24 protein-coding genes and 1 riboswitch are annotated in these 26,087 nt (G+C 58.8%); of the genes, 7 read left to right on the top strand and 17 right to left on the bottom strand.

Translation table 11 applies throughout. The features are described 5' to 3' along the window. Positions 1-22: 22 nt before the first annotated feature. Entirely contained in the window at positions 23-1,207 is a 1,185-nt protein-coding gene (locus tag Q0746_RS07665) for an amino acid aminotransferase (protein WP_298258888.1), read from the bottom strand. After that, positions 1,207-2,055, bottom strand: coding sequence for a 3-mercaptopyruvate sulfurtransferase (gene sseA, locus Q0746_RS07660; protein WP_298258887.1), 849 nt, complete (start codon positions 2,053-2,055; stop codon positions 1,207-1,209). The genes Q0746_RS07665 and sseA overlap by 1 nt, the downstream gene beginning before the upstream one ends. Positions 2,056-2,421: 366 nt before the next feature. Between sseA and Q0746_RS07655 the strand changes: the two genes are divergently transcribed. Next, positions 2,422-2,607 (top strand): hypothetical protein, encoded by a 186-nt coding sequence (locus Q0746_RS07655; protein ID WP_298258885.1) that lies wholly within the window; start codon positions 2,422-2,424, stop codon positions 2,605-2,607. A 40-nt stretch (positions 2,608-2,647) separates the two neighbouring features. Here the strand turns inward: Q0746_RS07655 and smpB are convergent, their stop codons facing one another. Next, entirely contained in the window at positions 2,648-3,133 is a 486-nt protein-coding gene (gene smpB, locus Q0746_RS07650) for an SsrA-binding protein SmpB (RefSeq protein ID WP_298258883.1), read from the bottom strand. 51 nt (positions 3,134-3,184) lie between these two features. Continuing rightward, positions 3,185-4,057 carry a 4-hydroxy-tetrahydrodipicolinate synthase gene (gene dapA, locus Q0746_RS07645; protein WP_298258881.1) on the bottom strand — a complete coding sequence of 291 codons (873 nt, stop codon included), beginning with the start codon at positions 4,055-4,057 and terminating at the stop codon, positions 3,185-3,187. A 129-nt stretch (positions 4,058-4,186) separates the two neighbouring features. On the opposite strand from dapA, the gene Q0746_RS07640 reads away from it, so the two are divergent. After that, positions 4,187-6,145 (top strand): lytic transglycosylase domain-containing protein, encoded by a 1,959-nt coding sequence (locus Q0746_RS07640; protein ID WP_298258879.1) that lies wholly within the window; start codon positions 4,187-4,189, stop codon positions 6,143-6,145. Here the strand turns inward: Q0746_RS07640 and Q0746_RS07635 are convergent. Further along, positions 6,135-7,004, bottom strand: a complete 870-nt coding sequence (locus Q0746_RS07635) for a DMT family transporter (protein WP_298258877.1) — start codon at positions 7,002-7,004, stop codon at positions 6,135-6,137. The two genes, Q0746_RS07640 and Q0746_RS07635, sit on opposite strands and share 11 nt — an antisense overlap. Next, on the bottom strand, positions 7,001-7,651 hold the full coding sequence (gene mnmD, locus Q0746_RS07630; RefSeq protein ID WP_298258875.1) for a tRNA (5-methylaminomethyl-2-thiouridine)(34)-methyltransferase MnmD: 651 nt from the start codon (positions 7,649-7,651) through the stop codon (positions 7,001-7,003). Before mnmD ends, Q0746_RS07635 begins: the two co-directional genes overlap by 4 nt. A 51-nt stretch (positions 7,652-7,702) precedes the next feature. Here mnmD and Q0746_RS07625 point away from each other — a divergent pair, with 51 nt between their 5' ends. Next, on the top strand, positions 7,703-8,737 hold the full coding sequence (locus Q0746_RS07625) for an FAD-binding oxidoreductase (RefSeq protein ID WP_298258873.1): 1,035 nt from the start codon (positions 7,703-7,705) through the stop codon (positions 8,735-8,737). Positions 8,738-8,883: 146 nt separating this feature from the next. After that, a complete protein-coding gene (locus Q0746_RS07620; protein WP_298258871.1) occupies positions 8,884-10,542 on the top strand; it encodes a thiamine pyrophosphate-binding protein in 1,659 nt (552 codons plus the stop codon). Between the two features lie 10 nt (positions 10,543-10,552). Here the strand turns inward: Q0746_RS07620 and cobO are convergent, their stop codons facing one another. Further along, positions 10,553-11,173 (bottom strand): cob(I)yrinic acid a,c-diamide adenosyltransferase, encoded by a 621-nt coding sequence (cobO, locus tag Q0746_RS07615; RefSeq protein WP_298258869.1) that lies wholly within the window; start codon positions 11,171-11,173, stop codon positions 10,553-10,555. Between the two features lie 130 nt (positions 11,174-11,303). Here cobO and Q0746_RS07610 point away from each other — a divergent pair, with 130 nt between their 5' ends. Next, complete coding sequence (locus Q0746_RS07610; RefSeq protein WP_298258867.1) at positions 11,304-11,588, top strand: hypothetical protein; 285 nt, start codon at positions 11,304-11,306, stop codon at positions 11,586-11,588. 2 nt (positions 11,589-11,590) lie between these two features. On the opposite strand, the gene cobN is transcribed toward Q0746_RS07610, so the two are convergent. The 5 genes from cobN to Q0746_RS07585 are packed head-to-tail and all read right to left on the bottom strand — an operon-like array spanning position 11,591 to position 17,707. Continuing rightward, entirely contained in the window at positions 11,591-15,259 is a 3,669-nt protein-coding gene (cobN, locus tag Q0746_RS07605; RefSeq protein ID WP_298258865.1) for a cobaltochelatase subunit CobN, read from the bottom strand. Positions 15,260-15,286: 27 nt separating this feature from the next. Beyond that, on the bottom strand, positions 15,287-15,745 hold the full coding sequence (locus Q0746_RS07600) for a GNAT family N-acetyltransferase (RefSeq protein ID WP_298258863.1): 459 nt from the start codon (positions 15,743-15,745) through the stop codon (positions 15,287-15,289). Beyond that, positions 15,742-16,824, bottom strand: a complete 1,083-nt coding sequence (gene cobW / locus Q0746_RS07595; protein ID WP_298258861.1) for a cobalamin biosynthesis protein CobW — start codon at positions 16,822-16,824, stop codon at positions 15,742-15,744. The genes Q0746_RS07600 and cobW overlap by 4 nt, the downstream gene beginning before the upstream one ends. 4 nt (positions 16,825-16,828) lie before the next feature. Further along, positions 16,829-17,515, bottom strand: coding sequence for a CbtA family protein (locus Q0746_RS07590; RefSeq protein ID WP_298258859.1), 687 nt, complete (start codon positions 17,513-17,515; stop codon positions 16,829-16,831). A gap of 3 nt (positions 17,516-17,518) precedes the next feature. Next, complete coding sequence (locus tag Q0746_RS07585) at positions 17,519-17,707, bottom strand: CbtB domain-containing protein (RefSeq protein ID WP_298258857.1); 189 nt, start codon at positions 17,705-17,707, stop codon at positions 17,519-17,521. Positions 17,708-17,740: 33 nt separating this feature from the next. After that, a riboswitch (cobalamin riboswitch) is annotated at positions 17,741-17,959 on the bottom strand. Positions 17,960-18,156: 197 nt separating this feature from the next. Between Q0746_RS07585 and smc the strand changes: the two genes are divergently transcribed. Beyond that, a complete protein-coding gene (gene smc / locus Q0746_RS07580) occupies positions 18,157-21,612 on the top strand; it encodes a chromosome segregation protein SMC (RefSeq protein WP_298258855.1) in 3,456 nt (1,151 codons plus the stop codon). Positions 21,613-21,677: 65 nt separating this feature from the next. Here smc and Q0746_RS07575 read toward each other — a convergent pair whose 3' ends face one another. The 5 genes from Q0746_RS07575 to Q0746_RS07555 all read right to left on the bottom strand — a co-directional run bounded on the left by Q0746_RS07575 (position 21,678) and on the right by Q0746_RS07555 (position 25,487). After that, on the bottom strand, positions 21,678-22,004 hold the full coding sequence (locus tag Q0746_RS07575) for an H-NS histone family protein (protein ID WP_298258853.1): 327 nt from the start codon (positions 22,002-22,004) through the stop codon (positions 21,678-21,680). A gap of 80 nt (positions 22,005-22,084) precedes the next feature. Further along, entirely contained in the window at positions 22,085-23,248 is a 1,164-nt protein-coding gene (locus tag Q0746_RS07570; protein ID WP_298258851.1) for a lytic murein transglycosylase, read from the bottom strand. Positions 23,249-23,279: 31 nt separating this feature from the next. Next, positions 23,280-24,185, bottom strand: a complete 906-nt coding sequence (cbiB, locus tag Q0746_RS07565) for an adenosylcobinamide-phosphate synthase CbiB (RefSeq protein WP_298258850.1) — start codon at positions 24,183-24,185, stop codon at positions 23,280-23,282. Next, complete coding sequence (locus tag Q0746_RS07560) at positions 24,182-25,120, bottom strand: threonine-phosphate decarboxylase (RefSeq protein WP_298258848.1); 939 nt, start codon at positions 25,118-25,120, stop codon at positions 24,182-24,184. Before Q0746_RS07560 ends, cbiB begins: the two co-directional genes overlap by 4 nt. After that, on the bottom strand, positions 25,113-25,487 hold the full coding sequence (locus Q0746_RS07555; RefSeq protein ID WP_298258846.1) for a DUF1636 domain-containing protein: 375 nt from the start codon (positions 25,485-25,487) through the stop codon (positions 25,113-25,115). The genes Q0746_RS07560 and Q0746_RS07555 overlap by 8 nt, the downstream gene beginning before the upstream one ends. A gap of 213 nt (positions 25,488-25,700) precedes the next feature. Between Q0746_RS07555 and Q0746_RS07550 the strand changes: the two genes are divergently transcribed. Then, positions 25,701-26,084, top strand: a complete 384-nt coding sequence (locus Q0746_RS07550; protein ID WP_298258844.1) for a hypothetical protein — start codon at positions 25,701-25,703, stop codon at positions 26,082-26,084. The last annotated feature ends 3 nt before the right edge of the window (positions 26,085-26,087 follow it).

The following is a 26,087-nucleotide window of genomic DNA, read 5'->3' as shown; positions in this document are numbered from 1 at the left end:
GGTCACGATAAGGGCGAGAGCCCTAAACACCGGCAGCCACGATTGCATCGGCCAAGATTGGCACGGATTGCGCGTTGAGCCCCGCGAGGTTCAACCGGCTGTCTGACACCATGTAAATGCCGTGGCTTTCACGCATTTGCTCAACCTGCGCCTCAGTCGCGCCGAGGCGCGAGAACATGCCGCGATGCTGCGCAAGGAAGTCGAACTTGTCAGAGTTGGTGCGTTTGCGCAGCGCGTCTGACAGCTGTTGGCGCAAACTCAGCATGCTACCGCGAATGTCTTCCAGCTCTTTTTGCCAATCAGTGCGCAGAGTTTCGTCATTCAGCACCATGGTAACCAACCGCGCGCCGTGATCCGGCGGAAACGAGTAATTCTGCCGGTTCAGGAAAGCGACTGTGCCTTGGTTCAATGGCGTCTTGGCGGGATCTTGACTGATTGCCATCAAAAGGCCGGTTCGTTCACGATAGACGCCGAAATTCTTGGAGCAACTTGCGGCGATCAACATTTCCGGCTGGGTTTTGGCCAGATGGCGCGGGCCATAGGCATCTGCATCCAATCCGTCGCCGAAACCTTGGTAGGCGATATCCACAAAAGGGATCAATTGCTTGGACTTCAGGAAGTCCGCGACCTCTTGCCATTGGCTGGCCGTCAGGTTCGCGCCGGTAGGGTTGTGGCAGCAGCCGTGTAGCAGCACCACGTCACCTGGTTTGGCTTGGTCCAGATCGGTGAGCATGCCTCCGAAATCCACCCCACGTGTGGCGGAATCGAAGTAGCGGTATTCGGCCATCGGCATGCCCAAATATTTGATAATCGACGGATGGTTGGGCCAAGTGGGGGCGGACAGCCAGATGGTCGCTTGCGGTGCGGCCATTTTGATCAGCTCCAAGCCCTGACGTATGGCGCCTGTGCCACCTGGGGTCGCAGCGGCGGCGATTTGCTCTGCCGCAACGGCATCCGCCAGTATCAGCCTGCGCATGACATCGTGAAACCCTACATCCCCTGCAAGACCGGTGTAGCTTTTGGTGTCTTCGATGTCCCACAGCTGTTTCTCCGCGGCTTTCACCGCACGCATAACCGGAGTTTTGCCATCCGCATCTTTATAAACACCGACACCAAGGTCGACTTTTTCTACGCGAGGATCGGCGCGGTAAGCTGCCATCAACGATAGAATTTTGTCAGCGGGTTGGGCTTTTAGGGTCTCAAACATTATCCGGTCTCCACGGCGAGTTGATCAAATTGGCCCCATTCGGCCCATGAGCCGTCATAAAGCGCGTGATTGCGGTTGCCGATGCGCTCCAGCGCAAGGCTAAGAATGGCGGCGGTCACGCCAGAGCCACATGTGGTGATCACTGGTTTGGAGAGATCAACTTTTGCGTCGTGAAACACCTCACGCAGATCAGAGACGGGTTTCATCGTCCGGTCTGCATTCAACAGCGACGTGTAGGGGATGTTCTTCGAGTTTGGGATATGGCCTGAGCGCAGGCCCTTCCGCGCCTCAGGCTCTTCACCCTTAAAGCGGGATGCCCCTCTTGCGTCCAGAATAGAATGGTCGCCCAGTTTAGATGCCGCGGCCACCTGTGTGACGTCGCGCACCAATCCGGCTTGGCGGTGAATGGTGATATGGCGTTCTTTGAATACAGGGGGCTGGTCTTCGATTGGGCGGCCTTCTGCGGCCCACTTGGGGTAGCCACCGTCCAGCACCGCGACATCCGTTTTCCCCATCAGGCGGTATAGCCACCAAACACGGGCCGCCGAGAACAATCCCGCCCCGTCATAGATCACGATCTGATGCCCGTCTCCGACACCGAGGGCGCGGGAGCGAGACATGAATTTTTCCACGGGCGGCGCCATATGCGGAAGCGCGGAGCGGGTGTCGCTGATCTCGTCGATGTCAAAGAAGCGCGCGTTCGGGATATGCCCGCGATCGTACTCAGCGCGGCCATCGCGGTTCATATCTGGCAGATACCAAGAGGCGTCGATGATCCGCAGATCGGGATCATTCAAGTGATCCTCCAGCCATTTGGTTGAAACGAGGGTCTTGGGATCGTCAGTCATTGCACAGCCTCCGAGCGGAATCGCCTTTTGGTAGACCCGTGACCGCATGGAGGCAAGTAGAGGTCACGTTATGAGGGTGAAACTGGCAAGTGATCTGCGTTGAGTGGAGATATTTACCATTGGCGGCGTGAAGGTCGGCTATGCGGGACCTTGCCGCCGTTCGATCTTTTCGTGGACTGACATCACTTGTGCTACGTTGCTCAAAGAGGGAAAGTGGGTTGGCACGACATCGCGGGGACTACGATTTTGACACTAGAGCATCTGCGGACCGTAGAACCAGTCCCGTTTGAAGTGCTAAGCGAGTTACACACAGGTAGCCTTCTTGCGCGACTTAAGCTCCTAAGAAGTTTACAGGATTCTTTTGAATTGAGCGATTGGCTTCCTGAGGAACGTGATGCTGTTGAGGCTGCCGGCCTTATTGCATTCAAAGAAACTGCTAGATGGAAGGGCGCATTTTCTGATGTAAAGCGCCTGCTTGATGACCGCGAACATATGCCAAGAGGCAGCAAAGAAAAACGACGGCTAGCTGCATATAGTAAGCAAAACAGATAAACACTTTGGGCTCAAACCCGTCATTCACCCAAAACCACCCTTACCTGTTCTCTTTCATCAACCGCGCCTTGGAGCGTTGCCAGTCGCGTTTGGCAGAGGTCTCGCGTTTGTCGTGCAGCTTTTTGCCCTTAGCGATGCCGATCTTAATCTTCGCGCGGCCTTTGTGGTTGAAGTACAAGACCATCGGCACAAGCGTCATGCCTTCTCGCTGGGTGGCGGACCAAAGTTTGGCCAGCTCTTTTTGTTTCACCAAAAGCTTGCGGCGGCGGCGTTCTTCATGTGTGAAGGTTTTGGCCTGCTCGTAGGGGGGGAAGTAGCTGTTGACCAACCACAGCTCGCCTTCTTCCACGGCGGCGTAGCTTTCCGCGATCTGGGCTTGGCCCGTGCGCAGGGATTTGACCTCGGAACCTTCCAGCATGATGCCGCACTCGATGTCGTCTTCGATGGCATAGTCAAAGCGGGCGCGCCGGTTCTCCGACACGACTTTGTAATTACGCTCTTCTGCTGATTTGGGTTTCTTGGCCATTTGATGGATATAGGGCCGGTAGGCAGGGCGCGTCTAGAGCGCCCTGCGAATTTAGTTGATCAGACCGGCGTGGACCATTGCTGCCTTGATGGCCGCCTTGGTGCTGTCTTCGAGTGGCGTCAGCGGGGACCGGACCTCTTCGGAGCATTTCCCCAGCAAGGACACGCCGTATTTTGCCCCTACAAGACCTGGCTCCATAAAGATCGCGCTGTGCAACGGCATAAGGCGATCTTGGTAGCTCAGGGCTGTTTTGTAGTCGCCAGCAGCCATTGCGTTTTGGAACTCGGCGCAAAGCTTCGGGGCCACATTCGCCGTGACCGAGATGCACCCGATTGCGCCATGGGCATGTGCCCCCAGTGCCGAAGGGTCCTCTGCCGAGAACTGCAAGAAGTCGTTGCCGCATGTGATGCGCTGTTGAGAGACCCGCGCGATGTCTGCCGTGGAATCTTTCACGCCAATGATCATCGGATGCTTGGCCAGCTCGCCCATGGTTTCAGGGGTCATGTCGATGACCGACCGAGGCGGGATGTTGTAGATGAAGATCGGGATGCCACAGTCCGCAGCGGCGGTGAAATGCGCTTTCAACCCACGTTGGGTGGGTTTGTTGTAGTAGGGCGTAACTACAAGGGCGGCATCCGCGCCGACCTCTTTGGCGTGCTGGGCAAGACGCACTGTTTCAGCTGTGTTGTTGGAGCCGGCGCCTGCGATCACCGGCACACGACCTGCGGCGGTTTTCACCACGGTCTCAACCACTGCGTCATGCTCGTCATGGCTGACGGTAGGGCTTTCGCCAGTGGTTCCCATTGGCACCAACCCGTGCGACCCCATTTCGATATGCCACTCAACCAAGTGTTTGAGCGCGTCAAAATCCACCGAGCCGTTTTTAAACGGCGTCACCAGTGCGGGCATTGAGCCTTTGAACATGACACGTTCTCCTTTTGATTAAGTTGTTTCAATTCTCCGATACCGTTGGCGGAACGCCGCTGCAAGGGGGTTGATGTCATCTATGTGAGTTGCATGGTTTCAATAACCACCTAGGTAGTAGAAAACGGGTTGCGCGAAAGGGTGATTGTGATTGCACGGGGTCTGGCATGTGTTCTGGCGGTCTGGATGGGCTGTGTGGGCGGCGTGGTGGCGCAAGAGGTGTCACCGCTTTCCCAAGCCGTGTCTGCTGCGGGGGCCCGTGATTGGGACAAAGTGCAGCAATTGCGTCAAGAGTTGTTCGACCCGACAGAGCGCGAAGTTCTGGACTGGATGCGAATGCGCGGGCGGCAGGGAAGTTTCAGCGAATGTGTTGATTTTCTAGGCCGAAATGGCGATTGGCCCGGGTTGCCTCTGTTGCGGCTGAGGTGCGAATATTCGATCCCCCGCGAAGGGATTGCCCCGCAACTGGTGCTGGAATTCTTTGGCGATACCATTCCGCAAACCGGCACGGGATCCCTGCGCCTGATTGAGGCGTTGACGGCACAAGGCCGCGCTGACGAGGCAGTTCAAGAAGCACGACGGGCGTGGCAGCTGTTCAATCTTGCCCAAGCCGAGCACAACGCCTTTGTCAGCCGCCATGGGGATGACCTGAAAGACCTGCACACGATCCGGCTGGATATGTTGCTGTGGAGAGGCAAGGATGTGCCTGCACGCCGGATGTATCCATTGGTGCCTGAGGCATGGTCTAAGCTTGCCGCCGCCCGTCTTGGCCTTCGCGAACGAGTTGCGGGCGTAGATGCGTTGATCGAGGCGGTGCCCGCGTCGCTGGCCGAAGACGCAGGGCTAGCTTTTGAGCGGTTCTTGTGGCGGGCCCGCAAGGGTCGTGTTGAGGGCGCAGTGGAAATTTTGCTGGAACGATCGCTGTCAGTGCAGGATTTGGGGCGACCGATAGAATGGGCGGACAGGCGCCGCTCTTTGGCACGGCAACTGATGCGAAACGGGGACCACGCGCAAGCCTATGCGGTGGCGTCCCAACATTTCCTGACGGCGGGGTCGGCCTATGCCGATCTGGAGTGGCTGTCGGGGTTCTTGGCTTTGCGCAAGTTGAACTCGCCTAAGCAGGCGCTCGCACATTTCAACAGTTTTCAGGCGGCGGTAGAGACCCCGATCTCACTGGGTCGTGCGGGGTACTGGCTGGGCCGCGCCTATGACGCCCAAGGGGATGCGGATATTGCCAAGGCTGCATATGAATTCGGGGCGCTGTACCAATCCTCCTTCTACGGACAACTCGCCGCCGAACGCGCGGGGGTGCCGCGTGACGCGGATATGGCCGGCACTGAGGTTTTTCCGGATTGGCGCGGTGCGGATTTCACGAAAACCACTGTTTTTGACGCGGCAGAAGCCTTGCATCGTGCGGGTCTTCGCAGCATGTCAGAGCGCTTTTTGGTGCATCTCGCTGAGAGTCAGTCGCGCACGGGCATAGCGCAGATGATAGACATGGCGCTGGAATGGGAGGAACCTCATATCGCCTTGATGCTGGCCAAACAGGCCGCGCGGCAGGGGTTTGAGCTGTATCACGGCTACTTCCCGTTATCGGTACCTCAGGGGATCAAAATGGACATCCCCGAAGAATTCGCGCTGTCCATTGCACGGCGCGAAAGCGAGTTCGATCCGGTGGTGGTCAGTGGCGCGGGGGCGCGCGGGTTGATGCAATTGATGCCGAACACCGCGAAGGAGGTCGCAGGTGTTATCGGCGAGGACTACGAGAGATCACGCCTGACGCAAGACCCCGCGTATAACGCGCGTTTGGGGACGGCCTATTTGCGGAGCTTGTCAGAACGCTTTGCGGCCAACCCAGTTTTGATGTCGATAGGCTACAACGCGGGCCCAAGTCGCGCCGAGCGGTGGCCAACCTTGTTTGGCGATCCTCGGGGAGTGGACGTAGATGTGGTGGACTGGATTGAAGGCATTCCGTTTCGCGAAACACGGAACTACGTGATGCGCGTCACCGAAAGCTTCGCCCCTTATCGGGCGCGGCTGAAGGGCCAAGTGGACGACATCAAACTCAGCGACCAGCTTAAACAGTAGCGCGGCGCGCCCGCCACAGGGTGAACACCCCCGCGCAAATGACAAGCGCCGCCCCGATTGCGACGTTCACTCGCAGGTCTTCGTCGAAAACAAAAAACCCGATCACCGACACAAATACCAGTTGTAAGTAGGCAAAGGGTTGAACGGCGGAGGCCTCGGCCACCTCATAGGTCTTGATCAGCAAGAAGTGACCGGTGGCCCCTGTGATACATAGCGCCAACATCCACAACCAATCGGTTGGGGTCATGTTGTCCCAGTACCAAATCCCGATGTATGTCATTGTGACACCCCCTGCCGCGCCGGTCCAAAAGAAGCTTGTGGCGGCGCTGTCTTTGCGCGCCGCATATCGGGTGAGCAGCGTATAAAGCGCAAACATCACCGCCGAGGCCATGGCAACCAGCCCATATAGGGTGAACACACCGTTGCTTGGTTGCAAAATCACCATGACGCCGAGAAAGCCAATGCCAATCGCCGCCCAGCGGTAGAAGCCTACCTTCTCACCCAATACTGGGCCGGATAGGGCGGCAACAATCAGTGGGTAGGAGATAAAGATCGCCATGCTTTCGATCAGTCCAAGCAAGGTGAAAGCCGCAACCATGACGCAGACCTCCAATGCCAGTAGAATGCCACGAAAGGCCTGCAAAACCGGTTGCTCGGTGCGTGCCGCGTTTCTGATGGACCCTGCTCGTTTGGCCGAAATCGTCAGCACAAAAATGGCGAAAAACCAGTAGCGGATCATGACAACCATCATCACGTTATATTCGTCCGCCAGATACCGCGAGATTCCATCTTGGCTGGCGAAGACCAGCATGGTCAAAGACATCAACATGATGCCGCGTTTGGTGTCGTTGCCGCTCACTTAAGGCTTCCGACACTCATGTGGCGCTTGTGGCCAAATCCTTGCACTCGGGTCACCTCGAAGCCCGCCTCTGCGAGGCTGCGCCGGACATGTCCGGCGGCGGTATAGGTGGCGAAAGTGCCGTTGGGGGCGGTATGCGCGCCGACGTCCTTCATCAGCTCTGGGGACCACAGCTCGGGGTTCTTTGCAGGGGAAAACCCGTCCAGAAACCACGCATCGGCTTTGCCGTCCCAATTCGACAAAGTCTCGCGGGCATCGCCCAGAATGATGGTGGCATGCAGGCGTTCAGTGCGAATTTCGGTGGCAGGCCAATGGTCCAGCAAAGGCGCGGGGTCGAGGTCTGGAAAGGCTTTGAGGGCGTGTTCCATATCCGCGCGCGCCATGGGGAAGGCCTCGAAGCTGGTGAAGCGCAAGGTCCCCTCACCGGTGAATGCTTGCAGGGCGGTAAGCAGGGACAGGCCGGTGCCGAAGCCCAGCTCTGCTATATGGAACCCGTCGCGGTAACGATTGGGCAGGTCATTTCCAGCAAGGAAGACATGGCGGGTTTCATCCAGCCCGCCCCCAAGAGAGAAATAGGGGTCGTCGAAGCGAGTCGAGACCGGAATCACGCCGTCACGCCATTCTAGATCTGCTGTCTGGTCGCTCATGATGCTTTGCCTTAGATGTCCACTGATCGACACTGAGCAAAGGGGACAATCTTGTCCAGAGCAGAAGTAACAGTGCTGGGGGCGGGCGTGTTCGGTTTGTCTGTGGCATGGGCCTGTGTGCAGCGCGGCGCGAAGGTCCGCGTGATTGATCCAAACGGGGTGGCAGCTGGTTCGTCAGGCGGGGTCGTGGGCGCTTTGGCCCCGCACACCCCCGAGCGCTGGGAGGACAAAAAGCAGTTCCAGCTGGAGAGCCTCTTGATGGCTGCAGACTTCTGGCGCGTGGTCGAAGAGGCCTCTGGTCTAACCACCGGATATGCGCGGTTGGGGCGGGTGCAGCCGATTTTGAACGATGCGGGGCTTGCCTTGGCGCGGCTTCGCACGGAGGACGCCAAATCGCTGTGGAACGGGGCTGCGGAATGGCGGGTAGAGGCGGTGTCCGGCGATTGGTGCCCTGCGTCCCCCACGGGCCAAGTGGTGTTTGACACGCTGTCAGCGCGGTTGCATCCGCGTCAAAGCTGCTTGGCGTTGGCTGGGGCCATTGAGGCGCGGGGGGGGGAGATCGTTCGCGCCGGTGCGCAAGAGGGTGCGGTGGTTCACGCAACAGGTGTTGACGGATTGGCGGCGATGACGGCGCAACATACCCGCGAGGTTGGGAATGGCGTGAAAGGGCAGGCGGCGTTGCTGGAGTATGACGCCAGCGGTTTGCCGCAGTTGTTCTTTGATGGGGTGCATGTGGTGCCGCATTCGGATGGGACTGTGGCGATCGGGTCGACGTCGGAGCGGTACTTCGATGCGCCCGCGTCGACTGATGCGCTTCTTGATGACGTCCATGCGCGGGCGGTTGCTGGCGTTCCGCTGCTGGGCGGGGCGAAAATTGTTGCGCGCTGGGCAGGGGTGCGCCCTCGGTCTCGCACGCGTGCCCCCATGATGGGGAAGCACCCGTTTGAGGACGGCACATTTGTGGTAAATGGGGGCTTTAAAATCGGCTTTGGTATGGCCCCTAAGATCGGGCAGGTGATGGCGGATTTGGTTCTGGATGGTGTCGACAATATCCCCGCAGATTTTCAGGCAAATACCTGCTTGTGAGGATGCGGTCGTCCAAGCCCGAGGGGGCTCGTGTATGCCGCGCACCCTATGCGCAACCGCGGAGCTTCGCGTTCGCCTAAGGTCGATTTGCGTTGCAAATGGCATTGGCCTGCTCAAAGACTATGTCAATTGAATTGGAGACACTGATGGCAGTTAGACAGGGCGGCGCGATCCTCGCCGAGCAGCTGAAAATTCAAGGCGTTGAACGTGTGTTCTCGGTGCCGGGTGAAAGCTTTTTGGCGGCGTTGGACGGCCTCTATGACAGCGGAATTCAGAATGTCGTGTGCCGCCAAGAAGGTGGCGCGGCGATGATGGCGGAAGCCCATGGCAAGCTGACGGGCACACCGGGGGTCGCTTTTGTGACGCGTGGCCCCGGTGCCACGAATGCGTCATCTGGGTTGCATGTGGCCATGCAAGACAGCACCCCGATGATCCTGTTTGTAGGGCAGATTGCGCGGGACCATCGTGACCGCGAGGCGTTTCAGGAAGTCGATTACCGGCAAATGTTTGGCGGCTTGGTCAAATGGGTGACCGAGATTGATCAGACAGAGCGCTTGCCCGAGTATATCTCTCGGGCGTTTCAGGTTGCGATGTCGGGGCGACCCGGGCCGGTGGTTCTGGCCTTGCCGGAAGACATGTTATCGGCGATGGCCGATGTCGCTGACCGGCCGGTGGTACAGGTCGCGACGGCAATGCCTGCACCTGCGCAGGTCACGACAATTATCGACAGGTTGGGGCGGGCCAAGCGCCCGTTGGTGATTGCGGGCGGGCCAAGCTGGTCGCAAGAGGCCGCTACAGATTTAGAACGTTTTGCGGATCGTATGGATGTGCCCGTGGCCGTTCCCTTTCGCAGACAAGACCATCTGAACAACGATAGCCCGAACTACGTAGGTGACCTTGGCGTGGGGATGAACCCCGCGTTGGCCAAGCGTCTGCAAGAGGCGGATTTGCTGTTGGTGATCGGCGCACGGGTTGGGGACATTCTGACCAATGGCTACGCGCTGCTGGACCCGTCCGACTTAGGCAAAACGCTTATTCATGCCCACCCCAGCCCTGACGAGCCGGGCCATGTTTACGCACCAGATCTAGCAATTGCATGCGACAGTGCGGCGCTCATATCTGCGCTTGCAGATGCGAATGGCAAAGCGGGCGATTGGGCAGATTGGCGCGCGGCTGCACGTGCGGATTATGAGACGTGGCAGCAGCCCAAAGAAACCCCCGGTCCGGTGAAAATGGAACAGATCATCCCTTGGCTGTCCGAGCACCTACCTAAGGATGCAATTCTGACAAATGGGGCGGGAAACTACGCCGCTTTCGTGCATCGCTACCATCGGTTCCGCCGCTACAAAACGCAGGTGGCCCCGACGTCCGGCTCCATGGGGTATGGCTTCCCCGCGTCGATTGCCGCGAAGTTGCAGCACCCTGACCGAACGGTGATTTGCTTTGCTGGGGACGGGTGTTTCCAGATGACCTGCAACGAGATGTCGACCGCAATCCAACACGGCGCGGCGGTGATTGTCATCGTGGTGAACAACGGAAAATACGGCACCATCCGCATGCACCAAGAGAAAACCTATCCCGGGCGAGTGTCTGGAACGATGATCGCCAATCCCGATTTTGCAGCCTTGGCGCGGGCCTACGGCGGCGAGGGGCAGACGGTCACACGCACAGAGGATTTCGCCGCCGCCTTCGCACAGGCGCAGACGGCGGGAGTGTTGTCATTGATTGAAGTGCAGCTCGACGATGAAGTTTTGTCGACAGGAATGACCCTGTCGCAAACCCGCGAAATGGGCGAGCGCAGCTAAGGGCTGGTGTCTAAAACTCCACCCCGATTTGCGCTTTGATGCCGGACCGGAACGGGTGCTTGATCAGTTCCATTTCGGTGACCAGATCGGCAATCTCGATCAGCTCTTCCTTGGCGTTGCGGCCCGTCAAAACGACATGCGTCATATCGGGCTTTTCTTCCGCCAAGAAGGTCACGACTTCGTTGATGTCGATGTAGTCGTACCGCAATGCGATGTTGATTTCATCCAGCAAAACCATGTGGTTAGATGGGTCGCGGATCAAGTCTTTGGCCTTTTCCCATGCAGCTTGGGCCATCTCGATGTCGCGGGATTTATCTTGAGTTTCCCATGTGAAGCCTTCGCCCATGGTGTGGAACTCGCAGGTGTCCGAGAACTTGCCAAGGATCAGGTCGCGCTCTCCGGTGCTCATGCCGCCTTTGATGAACTGCACCACGGCGCATTTCATGTCATGCGCGATGCAGCGGAAGATCATGCCAAAGGCGGCGGAGCTTTTGCCCTTACCCTTGCCGGTGTGCACGATGATCAGCCCGCGTTTGTCGGTTTTGGTGGCCATGATTTTGTCACGCGCGGCTTTCTTCTTGGCCATCTTGGTGGCGTGGCGTGACAGGTCGTCTGGGGTTTCGTTGGTCATGATGCGCTCCGGATGTCTGTTGGTTTAACCTGTTAGAGGCTGGCGTGTGATGCAAGCCTTAAGACGGTAACGGATTGTTAAGTACGTGGGTTCTAGCGTTGGATATCTTGGTTTTGGATTGGGATGTGCCATGCGATTTTTGGCGATTTTCTTGTTGTTCTGCTCATGCTCTACCCCCAGCGTTGGGTTGATGGGGGGCGCTAAGGAAACAGTTCAAGTTGGACAATATAGTTTCACCGTCAGGCACAAAGGCGACAGCGCCGAGGCCTACCGTACCAACATGATGCGCCGCCCAAAGGCGCGCGAAGTTTTTGCGGCGGGGGCCACTGCGATTGAACGCGTGACGGGATGCCATGTGGTTCGATCCACCGTCAGTGGTGATGTGGCTTATCTTCGCGCAGATATTCTGTGCTGAGTTCATCTTAGACTGTCGATCAACGCACGGGCGGAGTTGGATCGCGGCACCCATAATCCGCGCTCTATGGCTTCGTTCAACCGCTCCGCCATTTCGCGCAGGGCCGTGGGATTGTGTTCCTCGATGAAGTCGCGAGTGTCGTCGTCCTCAATATAGGCCTGATGCACCAGATCAAAGTGATGCGACTTGGCGGCTCCGGTCGTGGCAGCAAAGGCGAACAGGTAATCCAGTGATGCGGCCATCTCAAACGCGCCCTTGTAGCCGTGACGTTTGACGCCTTCGATCCATTTCGGGTTCACCACACGAGAGCGCACAACGCGTCCGATTTCTTCGTCGAGCGTGCGAATGACGGGGCGCTCCGGGCGGGAGTGATCATTGTGATAGATCGGGCGGGCTTGGCCTTGGATTGTCTCAATTGCGGCAGCGGCACCCCCTTCGAACTGGTAGTAGTCATCGCTGTCTAGGATGTCATGCTCGCGGTTGTCTTGGTTTTGCACCACGGCTTCGGCTTGGCTCAAACGCGTCTCGAACCCTGCGCGGTCGCGGGTGCCTTCTGCGTCTTTGCCGTAGGCGTAGCTGCCCCATTCGAGGTAGGCCTCAGCCAGATCGGATTTGTCGGACCACAGACGCTCGTCAATCATGGCCTGTAGCCCCGCCCCGTATGCGCCCGGTTTAGAGCCGAAGACGCGGTGGCTTTGTCCTTCAGCGCGGAAGCGGGCGGCGGCAGGGTTATCGGCTTCTGGCTCGTCCATCTCCATGACGGCCCGCGCAGCGCTATCGACCAACGCGATGAGCTGCGGGAAGGCGTCGCGGAAGAAGCCCGAAACCCGCAAGGTAACATCCACGCGGGGGCGGCCCAACACACCCATTGGCAGGATTTCAAAGCCGGTGACGCGGCGGTTTGCGGCGTCCCATTTCGGCTTGCACCCCATCAACGCCAAGGCTTGTGCGATGTCGTCACCGCCGGTGCGCATGTTGGCGGTGCCCCATGCGTTCAGCAGCAAGGCGCGGGGCCAGTCGCCGTGGGTTTGCAGGTGTTTCTCGATCAGCAGATTGGCGGATTTCCAGCCCAATGCCCAAGCGGTGGGAGTCGGAACCGCACGGCTGTCTACGGAGAAAAAGTTGCGCCCCGTCGGCAGCACATCCATCCGCCCACGGGTGGGCGCACCGGAAGGGGCAGGGGCTATGAGATGCCCGTTGAGGGCGCTGAGAAGGCCCGCGCCCTCCATAGGCCCACAGGCTTCGACGGTCGGGGATACGTGATCGCGGATGTGATCCATCACTGTCGTACTTGCAGGGCCGGGAGGTGTTTCGCCTGCCATCAACCGGATGGCCAAGTCTTCCAGACGCTCCACGGTGTCGCCGGTGCTGCGCCATTTGTCGCCCGTCAAAATTGCGGGTCGCGGACCGGTCCACGGCTCGGCCAAATCAGCGGAAAGTGGATCAAAACCCAGCTCCAAATCGTCCGCCAATGCGCGGATAAGCGAAGCATCCGCCCCCTTGCCGTCACCGCGTGCCACGCGTGTCAAAGCGATGGTCAAATCTCTCGCTTGTTCACCGGTCGGAGAGATCCCGAACACATGCAACCCATCGCGAATTTGCGCCTCTTTCAACTCGCACAGATATGCATCGAGCTTGGCCAGATCACCGTCTTCGTCCCCCGAAAAGCCAACGTCTTCCGACAGGCCTGTGGCAGAAGTCATCGACAGGATTTCGCGGCGCAAATGTTCGATCCGGCGCGGGTCCACGCCTGCAGCCTCATAATATTCATCGACCAAGGCCTCTAGGTCTTTCAAAGGCCCGTAGGTTTCCGCCCGTGTCATCGGCGGGGTCAGGTGGTCAATGATCACGGCCTGTGCGCGACGCTTGGCTTGGGTGCCTTCGCCCGGGTCGTTTACGATAAACGGATACACATGCGGCATAGGTCCAAGGACGGCCTCGGGCCAGCATTCCTCAGATAGGGCCAGCGCCTTGCCGGGTAGCCATTCTAGGTTGCCGTGTTTCCCCATATGCACAATCGCATGGGCGCCGAATTCTTGGCGCAGCCAAAAGTAGAACGCGAGGTAGTTATGCGGCGGCACCAAGTCCGGCGAATGGTAGGTGTCGGTTGGGTCAATGTTGTAGCCACGTGCCGGCTGTAGCCCCACGACGGCATTGCCGAAGCGGTGGATCGATAGTTTGAAACTGCTGCCGTCAAAGAAAGGGTCGGTGTCCGGCGCGCCCCAGCGGTCCTCCATCTGCTGGCGCAACGCGTAGGGCAGCTTGGTGTAGTTTTCTGTGTACGCCTTTAGCGACAGGGCTTCGCCGCCATCGCGGTTTGCGCGATCTGTCAGCCAGTTGGTCGGCCCCGCCATGATGCGGTCCATCAAGGCCTTGCTGTCGGCGGGGGCATCATCAACGGTATAGCCTTCGCCCGCCAACAGGCCCAAGACATGTGAGGTGGCCGCGGGCGTGTCCAACCCTACGCCATTGGCCAAGCGCCCGTCTTTGTTGGGGTAGTTGGCAAGGATCAGTGCGACCTTGCGGTCTTCGGTTTTGGCGCGGCGCAGTTTGGCCCAGTTGGCTGCAAGATCGGCTACGAACTGGATGCGGTCGCCGCGGGCGCGGTAGGCTGCGATCGGACACTCAGTTGCGTCGTCGAAGTAGGCTTCGCCCTTGAAGCTAACGGCGCGCGACAGGATGCGCCCGTCAACTTCCGGCAAGGCCACGTTCATCGCAATGTCGCGGCCGGACAGGCCGGTGAGGCCTTCCTCCCATGCCTCTTCGGAGGAGCCGGAGAAGATCACCTGAAAGATCGGCGCTTGGTTGGCGAATGGGGCGGCCAGCGGGTTGAAAGCTTCTGCATCGCCTTGATGCGGAGAGCCTGTGGCGAAGGACGTCGCGTTCAAGATCACATCTGGTGGGGCTTGCGTGAACAGGCTCTCCACGGTGGCAAGGCTAACGGGGTCTTTCAGCGAGGCCACGAAAACCGGCAAAGGGTTCAGCCCAGAACGCAGCAAAGACTTCACCAACCGGTTCACGGGGTTCAGCCCTGCGCCCTGCACCAACGCGCGGTAGAATATCAGCGGGATGATTGGTGCGCCGTCGGTCCATGCCTCTTGCGCGGCAGACAGATCGGCAATCCCCGACCCCGGCCAATACACGCCAGCACGAAGCAATGGCGCGGCAGGGGACGGCTTCTCTGCCGCAGAAATCATCGCGCCAGCGTAGGTTAGGAAGTTTTCGCAATTGGCGGGGCCACCTTCCACCAGATAGGCCCAAAGTGCGTCGTAATCCTCATCGGATACGGTCGACAGTCCGCGCAATTCGGCGTCCGGTTTGTCATCCCCCGGTAGCAGCACCAAAGGGATGCCCGCGTCGTGCATATGGGCTGCGTATTGTTCTGCGCCGTATTTCCAATACCCCGTGCCACCCAAAACGCGCGCGATCACCAGTTTGGATTTCGAGGCGCAGGCTTCAATGTGCAGATCGACGGACATCGGGTGCATCAAGTGCATCATCGACGCCAAGCGCAACGTGGCGGGTGACGCCAGCTCCCCACGCGCGGCGGATAGGGCCGCAAGCTCGGTATCGGCGGCAGAGATGAACACGATATCCGCTGGGGTTTGGCCTAGATCAACAGGCTCTTGGCCGTTGTCGATACTTCCAGGCGTGGCGGCAAGAAGATGCATTATGTGCCTCCAATGGGCAGCGATTTGTTAGGGGGCAACCGACAGGGGTTTTTCCATGAACACGCTGCTTTTGCTTTCTTCATAGTCGCCAAAGGGGCTGCATGGCGTGAACCCGTGCTTGGCATAAAGCTTGTGTGCGGCGTGAAGTAGATCGCCCGTTTCCAGTTTGAGCATTTTGAGCCCCATGGTGCTGGCCTGAGCTTCGATCTCGTTCAAAACTGCCGAGGCCACGCCCTTTCCACGACCGGCTTCGGCGGTGAACATGGATTTAACCTCGCCGTAGTCGCCGACGACCTTAAACGCCCCGCATCCCAAGACAGTGTCACCCTCATAGGCGGCGAAAAAATGCACTTCTGGCACGCAAAGCGCGTCGATGGACAGGTAGTGATTGTCCTCCGGTGGAAACAGGGATTCCATCAAGGCATGGCTGGCCTTCAGCAGCGCGGTGACCTGTGGGTCACGGGGATCACCGCGCTTAACGATCATGCCTGTAGCGCCGTCTCAATAGCGGCTTGGTCCAAGCCGGACTGGCCGATGACGACCAAGCGCGTTTCGCGCGGCTCCGCACCAAACGGGCGATCAAAATATGTGTCCACGCGGGGGCCAACAGCCTGCAAAGTCAGGCGAAGGGGTTTGCCGTCCACTGCTGCGAACCCTTTGAGGCGCAGGATGTCATGCGTGCGGATCACATCGGCGACCTGTTCGGCAAATGCCTTGGGGTCTGTGATTTCGCCGCGCGTGACCACGAAGGATTGGAATTCGTCGTGGCTGTGTTCATGTTCGTGATGATGGTGGTGATCATCATCGTCGTCGTGGTGATGGTCATCATCATGATCGTGGTGGTGGTGATGCACCTCGTGACGGGCGTCCAGATCACCTTCCGCACCAATGCCTTGGCCCAGCAACACATCCACCGGAAGCTTACCCATGGAAGTGCGCACCACTTGCACGCCGTCGCGGCTGTCGGCTTTCAGGGTGGTGACCAAAGCGTCGGCTTCGGCCTCGCCAAGTAGGTCGGATTTGTTGACCACGATCATGTCTGCACAGGCCACTTGGTCCTCGAACAACTCGGAAAGCGGGGTCTCGTGGTCTAGGTTTTCGTCCAGCTTGCGCTGCGCGTCCACGGCGGCGACGTTATGGGCAAAGACACCCTCGGATACCGCCTTGCCGTCAACTACGGTGACAACGCCGTCAACGGTGACTTTGGTCGAGATTTCCGGCCAATTGAAGGCGCGTATCAGGGGCTGTGGCAATGCCAGCCCCGAGGTCTCAATCACAATGTGGTCGGGCTTGTTTTCGCGCGCCAGCAGGGCCTCCATCGTGGGGACGAAATCATCGGCCACAGTGCAGCAGATGCAGCCGTTGGACAGCTCCATGATATCATCCTCGGCGCAGGTCTCGTCACCGCAGCCTTTGAGAATGTCTCCGTCCACGCCGAGGTCACCAAATTCGTTGATGATCAGGGCAATGCGCTTGCCGTTGGCGTTCTCCAGCATATGCCGGATGAGCGTGGTTTTACCGGCCCCAAGGAAGCCGGTCACCACTGTTGCGGGTATCTTTTGCATGAGATCAATCCTGTTGCAGCTTTGTCCAGAACCACGCGCAGCACAGGCCGAGGGTGGTCCAAGTCAAAGCGGTTGCGGCGAGGGAGGCTCCGGCGAAATGGGCAGCCAGTTCCGGAGCAGCAAAGCCGAAGTAAGTATCAAGACGCGGCGCGCCGATGATGTGAGGGGCAAAGAGCAGCGCCACTGCGATTGCGATAGGCAGCACCCCACGCCCGAAGGCGATCAGGCCAAGCGCTGTCGCGGTGAAGACCACCGTCATCGCCCACCAAAGCTGGCGTGGCACAACCTCGGGACCCGGCGTGGCGGGCAATTGCGGGGGCATGCCCATCGCAGGGGCCAGCTGGAAGGTGATGAAGCCGCATAGGCCCCAGATCAATCCACTGCGCACCGTTGTCCGGTGGCCATAGCGTTCCGCCAGCGCGAAACCCGCAACCAAGAAGAAGGCATAGCCGGTAAAGACCACGACGCTAAAGGCCGCAGGCATGATGTGACGGGCCGGATCCTCGAAGACAGATGGGCTGCCCGCGTCAGATTGGGGCGAGCCATCCACCGCAAAGTGGGTGCGTGCACCAGATTCGTAAAGCTCGCCTTCCATAACCATTGGAATGACGGCCCACAGGTTAATGACCGCTGCGAAAATCCCCGCAACGATCCCAGCGAACACCGCGCTGGTCAAAATATGTCTAAGCATGGCTTAGTGGCAGGGAAACGCCATGGCGTGGCGCATGTCGTGGGAACTGTCGTGCATGACAGTCGCCTGTGCGAAGCCAGCGGAGAACAGCAAGATCGCGCCAAGCATGATGGCGCCGATGATGCCCAGAAGGCCTTGGTCTGCTGCGTCTGACTTTTGCGCAATTGCTGCGACTTTGACTTGATCGTTCATTCTTTATCTCCTTGCCCCGTCACACCCGACGGGAGGGGTTTCATGACGCGTGGCTGGTTTCCTGGCTCGCGGGTCGATGCATCCTGCCGCCTTCCCAGATTTCTCCAGTGGCGTGTTGGCAGGGTGCTCACCGCATACAGTCGCGGGGGCGGCTTCGGAGTTGCATCCCTATTTGGGTCAGGCTTACCGAATTCCCATTTTTCCCCACATGTGCTTTGCACGTCGCGGGGAACCATGCTGCGTTAACATGCTTCAAACCGGCAGTGGGGGTCAAGGTCGATTCCGACAGGGAAACTTCATTTCGCGGCAGGTCTATATCGGCGGTACTTCGCAACATCTTGGGGATAACCCTGCCTGTTTGGCAATATGCAGGGGTTTTACATTGACTTGAGGGGGCAGGGTTCAAACAATGGATCCCTAACGCCCTGATTCCCTTTACGAGGTTTGCATTGCGCTTTTCTAAACTCAGACTGAACGGCTTCAAAAGCTTCGTGGACCCCACGGAGCTGGTAATTGCCGACGGGCTGACGGGGGTTGTGGGGCCAAACGGTTGTGGCAAGTCCAACCTGCTGGAAGCCTTGCGTTGGGTCATGGGCGAGAACCGCGCCAAGTCGATGCGTGGCTCTGGTATGGAAGATGTGATCTTTGCAGGCGCCTCCTCGCGGCCGGCGCGCAACTTTGCAGAAGTCTCGCTTCATATTGATAACGCGGAACGTCTGGCACCTGCCGGTTTCAATGACCTCGACACGTTGGAAATCATCCGCCGCATTACGCGCGATGCGGGGTCTGCTTATAAGACCAACGGCAAAGACGTGCGGGCCCGTGACGTGCAGATGTTGTTTGCGGATGCCTCCACCGGTGCGCATTCGCCTGCCCTTGTGCGTCAGGGGCAAATCTCGGAGCTGATCAACGCCCGCCCGAAAGCACGTCGTCGTATTCTGGAGGAAGCCGCGGGCATCTCCGGTCTGTATCAACGTCGCCATGAGGCGGAGTTGAAGCTGAACGGGGCAGAAACCAATTTGGCGCGCGTCGACGATGTGATTGAACAGCTTGCCGCTCAACTGGCGCAGCTTGCCCGCCAAGCCCGTCAGGCCGCGCGGTATCGCGAAATCGGGGAAGATTTGCGCAAATCCGAGGGCATGCTGCTGTATCGCCGTTGGAAAGAGGCCGAAGAAGCCAACCTCGCTGCGAGCCAGACCTTGACTGAACGCACCAAGCTGGCTGCGGCCGCTGAGGCGCAGGTGCGCGAAGTGGCCAAGCTACGGCAAGGCATGGAAGACGCGCTGCCACCGCTGCGTGAAGAGGAGGCCATCGCCGCCGCCATTTTGCAACGTCTGCAAGTGCAGCGGGACACGCTGACGGATCAAGAAGAACAGGCACGGCAAACAATCGACACGCTGACAGCGCGGATCGACCAATTGGGCCGCGATATTGAACGTGAAACCGCGCTGAACCGCGATGCGGGAGAAACCATCGAGCGGCTCGAATGGGAAGCCCGCGAGATTGGCAAGGCCTCGGAAGGGCATGTCGACAAGCTGGACGCTGCTGCCACCCAAGCCCGTGAGGCAGCGACCGTTTTGCAAGACCGCGAAACGCAGCTGGCGGAGCATACCGAGGACGTCGCCCGTTTGGCCGCGCGCCACCAGTCAGCGCATCGGCTGCGTGAGGATGCGGCAAAAACGTTGCAGCGCTACGAGGACGAGGCGACAAAGGCGCGTGCCTCGGTTGACCACGCGGCGGCGGCGGCGATGAATGCGGATACCTCCCTGATCGCGGCGCAAACGGCTTTGTCTCAGGCCTCTGTGCAGGCCGAGAAATCGGATGCTGATCTAAGTGCTGCCGAAACCGCGCGATCCGATGCGCAAAACCGCGAAAGTGACGCGCGCTCGCAACGCTCAGAGGCGGAAGGCGAGGCGAATGCACTACGTGCGGAAGCCACCGCCCTGTCGCGTTTGGTGGATCGTGACACGTCAGAGCAAGGCCAGCTGCTAGATGTGGTGCAGGTGAAATCCGGCTATGAGAAGGCGCTTGGCGCGGCTTTGGCCGACGACCTGCGTGCACCGCAAATTGACGATGACGAAGTGACCGGCTGGGCGCGTCTGGATGCATATGCACACCCCCAGCGTTTGCCCGATGGGGTGAACCCGTTAACCAGCTATGTAACCATTCCCGATGTGTTGGCGCGCCGCATGGCGCAAGTGGGTCTGGTTGCGGCAAATGACGGCAATGCCCTGCAAGCGTCCTTGCTACCCGGCCAGCGTTTGGTGTCTGTAGAGGGCGACGTTTGGCGTTGGGACGGCTTTCGTACTGGGGCGGATGATGCCCCCTCTGCGGCGGCGATGCGTCTGCAGCAACTCAACCGCTTGGAAGAGTTGAAGCAAGCGTTAGAAGGGGCCACCGCCCGTGCCGATGGTGCGCGTATGGCGCATGAGATGCTCACCAAGGAGCTTGCGGAGGCCGCTCAGGCAGATCGCGACGCGCGCGAGGCCCGCAAAGACGCGGACCGTGCGATGGCGGATGCGTCGCGTGCGGTGTCGCGGGCCGAAGGCGAAAAATCGATCGCTTCTGGTCGCGTGGAAAGCCTTGAGTTGGCCGTGACCCGCTATGAGGAAGAAGCCATGGCTGCGCGGGAACGCCTGCGCGAAGCCGACAAAGGCGTGGCCGATCTGGGGGATCTGGAGGCCGCCCGCGCAGAAGTTGAAGACGTCAAGATGACCGTCGAGGCCTCTCGGATGACCATGTTGGCCAAACGATCCTCGCATGACGAATTGCGCCGCGAAGGCGAAGCCCGCACCAAGCGCAGCCAAGAAATCACCACCGAGATTAGCGGCTGGAAGCACCGTCTAGAGACTGCTGGCAAGCGCATTGGTGAGCTAGAAGAGCGCAAAACTACTTCTGAGGAAGAGTTGAAGGAAGCCTCTGCTGCACCTGCGGAACTCGCTGCAAAGCGCGACGAATTGAGCACTGCAATTGACGAAGCAGAGGCCCGCAGAAAGCAAGCGGCAGACAATTTGGCCGAATCCGAGACAGCGCTGCGCGAGGGTCTACAGACCGAACGCGAAGCAGAACGCGAAGCCTCTGAGGCCCGCGAAGCGCGCGCCCGATCCGAGGCCCGCGCAGAAGCCGCGAAAGAAACCGTGACCTACGCGGTTGAGCGCATCCAAGAAGAGATGGAAACAACCCCTCAGGCGTTGCTGGAAACATTGGATACCAATCCTGAAGACATGCCGCCATCCGAACGGATCGAAGCGGATGTGAACCGCCTGAAACGCCAGCGCGATGCTTTGGGCGCGGTGAACCTTCGTGCCGAAGAGGACGCGAAGGAAGTATCTGAAGAACATGATGGCCTGCTGGGTGAGAAAACCGATCTGGAGGCTGCAATCTCGGCTTTGCGCACAGGGATTGCGTCACTGAACAAAGAGGGCCGCGAGCGCCTGTTGACGGCCTTTGAAGAAGTGAACACCAGTTTTGCTACCCTGTTTAAACACCTGTTTGGCGGCGGAGAGGCGAAGCTTGTCATGGTCGAAAGCGACGACCCGCTGGAAGCCGGTCTCGAGATCATGTGCATGCCGCCTGGTAAGAAACTGTCGACGCTTTCGCTGCTGTCTGGTGGGGAGCAAACGCTCACAGCCTTGGCGCTGATCTTTGCGGTGTTCCTCGCGAACCCAGCCCCGATCTGTGTGCTCGATGAGGTCGACGCACCGTTGGATGACGCCAATGTTACGCGCTTTTGCGACCTGCTGGACGAAATGGCCCGCCGCACCGATACGCGCTTTTTGATTATCACCCACCACGCCGTCACAATGGCGCGAATGGATCGGTTGTTTGGGGTAACAATGGCGGAATTAGGCGTGTCGCAATTGGTGTCCGTTGATCTGAAGAAAGCGGAACAATTGGTCGCATAATCGGGCACAAAAAAGGGCGCATGCAGGTTTTGCATACGCCCGATTTTATAGGTGGTTCCGAAGGACTAAATCTTGAAGTCTTCCAGTGTTTTTCCCGATTTTAGGGCCTCTTTCAGCCACAATGGGCGTGCGCCACGGCCTGCCCATGTGTTGCTAGAGTTATTCGGATCACGGTAAGCAGCCTTGGCGGGCTTCTTAGGTGCGGATTTGGCCGATCCGGCAGCTCCTGTGAGGTCAGAAAGCGAAAAACCAAGCTCTTTTGCTTTGGCTTTTACTGCCGCTAGCGCTTTTGTTTTTTGCTTTTTGTCGTGGCGTGCGATGGCTTTATCGACACGGGCACTGAGTGATTTTAGCTCTGCGAGTGACAGAGATTTCAAGTCTATTTTTGCCATTGTATTCTTCTTAGCTCCCCAGCTTTGTGAATGGGAAGTTTAGTAACCTACTATTTCGTCAAAACCAAGGAATTCGTCGATTATAGTTTACGGAGCAACGCAATCGTTGGCCATGCATCAGCGGGAAGCCCTAGCCGTTTCTGTTCTTTTTGAACCGCTGCGCGCGTGCCGCTTCCCAATATTCCATCTATTTTTCCGACATCATGACCGCGCGCGGCAAGTTTTTTCTGCAGGGCTTTCATGTTCGCATCCGACAGGCTGGGGTCCGGATTTCCGGCGTCAAATACAGGTGCACCTGACAGGCGGGTCGCGAAATACGCAGCAGTGGTCACATAGACAAAGCTTTGATTCCATTCGAAATAGACGTGAAAATTTGGGTAGGCAATGAACGCCGGCCCCTTGCGGCCCATCGGCAAAAGGATCGAACCGGCGTTGCCTTGAAAGCTGCCAGAACGGGGCTTCACGCCCATTTCGGCCCACGCGCTGGTGGCAAGCGATGTATTCAAACCTGTTTTTGACCAGTCCATTTTTGCGGGAACCTGAACCTCTTGCAGCCAGGCCTGCCCAGACGCCCACCCCAAGGAGTTCAGCATTTTTGCCCCTGACATTAACGCATCTGGGGCAGAGCTTTTTAAGCTGATTTTGCCGTCTCCATCGCCGTCCATTCCGTTCTCGATGATGTCTTCGGGCAGCATCTGAACCATGCCAATTTCGCCAGCCCATGCGCCCTTGGTGTTGGCGGGGCTAAAATTATTGCGCTCGAATAATTCCAAGGCTGCAAAAATCTGTGGGCGAAATAATTCGGGGCGGCGGCAATCATGACTTAACGTCAACAAGGCGTTGAGCGTGTTAAAGTTGCCCTGAACCGCACCGTAATCCGTTTCAAGGGCCCAAAAGGCCAAGAGGACACCCGCAGGGACACCGAATTCTTGCTCTGCACGTTGAAAAACAGACGCGTATTTTTTGGCGTTGGAGCGCCCTTTGCTAATTCTTGACTTGGAAATGATCCGTCGAGAGAAATCAACAAAGTCACGCTTGAAGACACCTTGCGACCGGTCGGCCTTCAATACCTTCGGGTCCTGACGCGCAGAGTTGAAAAAGCGGTCCACAGATGACGTAGAGTGACCCTTTTCAATGGCCTCATTTTTCAAGCCGGTGATGAATGAATTCCACCCGCCTCCGCAATTGGCAAATGCTGCTGTGGAGGCCGTGCAAAAGGCGACTGCGAGAAGGAATTGGCGCATAAAAAACTCCGCGTTTCAGGTCGGGCGCACCCTATGCAATCCCCCAGACAAGGGCAACGGCACAGAGCGTCAGCGCCCATGCTTTCCACAAGACCATCACTGCAGCGTCAATGTCATCTGGCCCCAGTTCGCGGCGTCCTTCGGGGTTCACGTAGGGCTCGTCGCGGATCGCGCCGTCATAGCTACGCGGCCCCGACAAGGCGGCGTCTAGAACGCTGGCCATCGCCGCTTCGGGCCAACCGGCATTCGGTGAGCGGTGCAACCGTGCATCGCGTATGGCCAAGCGCATCGCATCGGGGCGCAGGTGCGCTGCGGCAATCGCCAAAGCGCTGAGACGTGCGGCGGGCCAATTCACCACATCATCCAACCGCGCGGCGGCCCATCCGAACTCTGCGTAGCGCGCGTTTCGGTAGCCGATCATGCTGTCGGCCGTGTTGATCACCTTATAGGCCAAAAGCCCGGGCAAGCCGAGCAGGGCAAACCAAAACACCGGAGCCACAATCCCGTCGCTGAAATTCTCGGCGGCACTTTCGATCGCGCTGCGACAAACCCCCGAGGTATCCAGCGCCTTAACATCCCGCCCGACAATTCGCGCGACCATCATGCGCCCGTCACCAAGGCTCAGACGCAGTGCGCGCGAAACATCGGCAACATGGTCGCACAGGGATCTTTGCGCGATCAAAACGGCTCCGATGATGATTTGCGCGATTGTGCCAAGCTGCGCCAAGATCAGGCCAGCGATGAGGGCGGCTGACACGATGCCCGCGACCAAAGCGATGCCCTTGGCGCGGCGGTGCGCGGCGGCGCCAGTGTTCAAACGGGTCTCTAGGGTGGCGATGGCCTGCCCCATAAGCACAGCAGGGTGCGGGAGGCGGTTCCACAGCCATTTCGGCTCTCCCATGAGGGCGTCGAGCAGCATCGCAAGGGCAACGGTCACAGCGCGGCCTCTAACTGATCCCACCGATCTGGCGCGGGCAGGCCAAGGCGCAGCCAGCGGTCCGAGTAGGGAAAGATGCGCGACCAAACATGGCCGCTCGCGAGTTTTTCCTGCCAAGAGGCGGCATTGTCCACTTCATAGAGGCGAAACAGGCTGGTGCCACCGACCGAAGGGATGCCGGATTTTGCCATCAGCGCGTCCAAGCGCTCGGCGTCGCGCGACAACCGCGCGCGGGTGGCATCGGCCCAAGCCACATCTTCCAAAGCAGTGGCCCCGATTTCCAACGCGGGGCCGGATACCGCCCATGGCCCAATTTCGTCGCGACATCTGGCGACGACTTCAGGGGATGCGATGACGAAGCCCAATCGCATGCCAGCCAAGCCCCAAAACTTGCCAAAGCTTTTCAAAACCACAAGGTCCGACCGCCCCGCTTGCGCCGTGTGGCTGTGTTGGGGGCAGCTGTCACAGAAACTTTCGTCCAACACTGTCGGGCCGCGGGTCAGCTCCTGCGCCCCCCATAAGCGCCCGTCTGGGTTGTTGGGGTGAACCAAGACCCGCACGTCTGCCATGCCGTCGGTCAGGGCGTAGTTTTGGGCGCGAAAGGCCGCGGCGTGCTCATTGTAGGTTGGGGTGGGGATGGCGGCGCTTTTGCCGCGCATCACATGAGGCATTGCCGCAATCAACGCCGAGGCGCCATTCGATGGCAAAATATGCGCGTCCGCTGGAACATCCCAAAAATTGCGTGCTGCGCGGATTAGCCGGTCCGTTGCAGCTTTGTCAGGCAAGGCAGTCCATGCGTCGGCGGCAACGGGGCCCACGGGATAGGGGACAGGGTTGATGCCGGTGGATAGGTCCAACCAGTCGGCGCGGTGCCCGCCAAAGAGGGCTATGGCCGCGTCTAGTCCTCCACCATGATCGCGCGGCGTATCAGTCATCGCTGGGCAAGGGGGGGTGGCGGGTGACGAAATGGCCCTTAATCGCCTGCGGCCATTGCTTGTAGGGCACCTGACCGCTGTCGCTTTGCGCGTGCAGGGCTGCATATCCCACGATCGCCTCGGCGGCCTCTTGCGTGGGTTCGAATTCTCCTACGGTGTAGTTCAACTTGTTGGGGCCTTGGATGGCGACGTTGCAGCCTCTGGCGCACCCCATTAGGCAGGAGTGGCGGCGGGTCCGCAGCTCCGCGTGGCCTTCGGCGTTGGCTTCGATCAGCTCGGCCAAGGTTTCGCCATCAGTGACCCCGGGGGAGCGGGCTTCCCAGTCATCGCGTTTGCAGGTGTCGCAGATCGTGATCCAAGTTGTCATCGTTTGTTTCGCGCCTCATTTTCTATGGAGCCCATCAAGCGGAAATTTTAGGCGGGCGCAAGAAGTTGCAATCTGGCAACGTTGTTAACCATTGATTAAGGAATCAAAGCCTAAAAGGCGCGGTCCTTCCGAAAATGGGACCAAAAACTATTTACAGTCTAACGGGAAGTGTACCGGCCTTTCTGAAACAAACAGGGTCGGATTAGTATAAGTATGAATGTTCTCATCGTTGAAAATGGATGTGGACTGGGAACGATTTGGGCGGACCATGTTGGTCGGCTTGGATGTGATGTCGTTCTAGTCCACTGCCAAGTTGATGCCGAAGCCCAGCTGCGAGAGCAGGACTTTGACGTCTTAGTTGTAAACCTCAACCTCAATCCGCGTTGGGGGGACGCATCTGCTATTGCGGACTATGCAAACTTCCGACGCCCAACGGCGAAGGTGGTCTGCGTGACCACCAGCAGCTTTTTCTCCGATGGGTCTATCTTTCGCTATATGCCGAACGCCTGTGTGATGGTCCCTCCCAGCACCGAGCCCGAGGACCTCGCGGCCTTGGTGGAATACCATGCGCGCGCCGAGCAACGTATCGCGGTGTAGGCT

It is taken from the genome of uncultured Litoreibacter sp. (assembly GCF_947487515.1).
Taxonomy (GTDB): Bacteria; Pseudomonadota; Alphaproteobacteria; order Rhodobacterales; family Rhodobacteraceae; genus Litoreibacter.
Note: the sequence above shows the minus strand (reverse complement) of the source record. Positions and strands in the feature narration are given on the sequence as shown.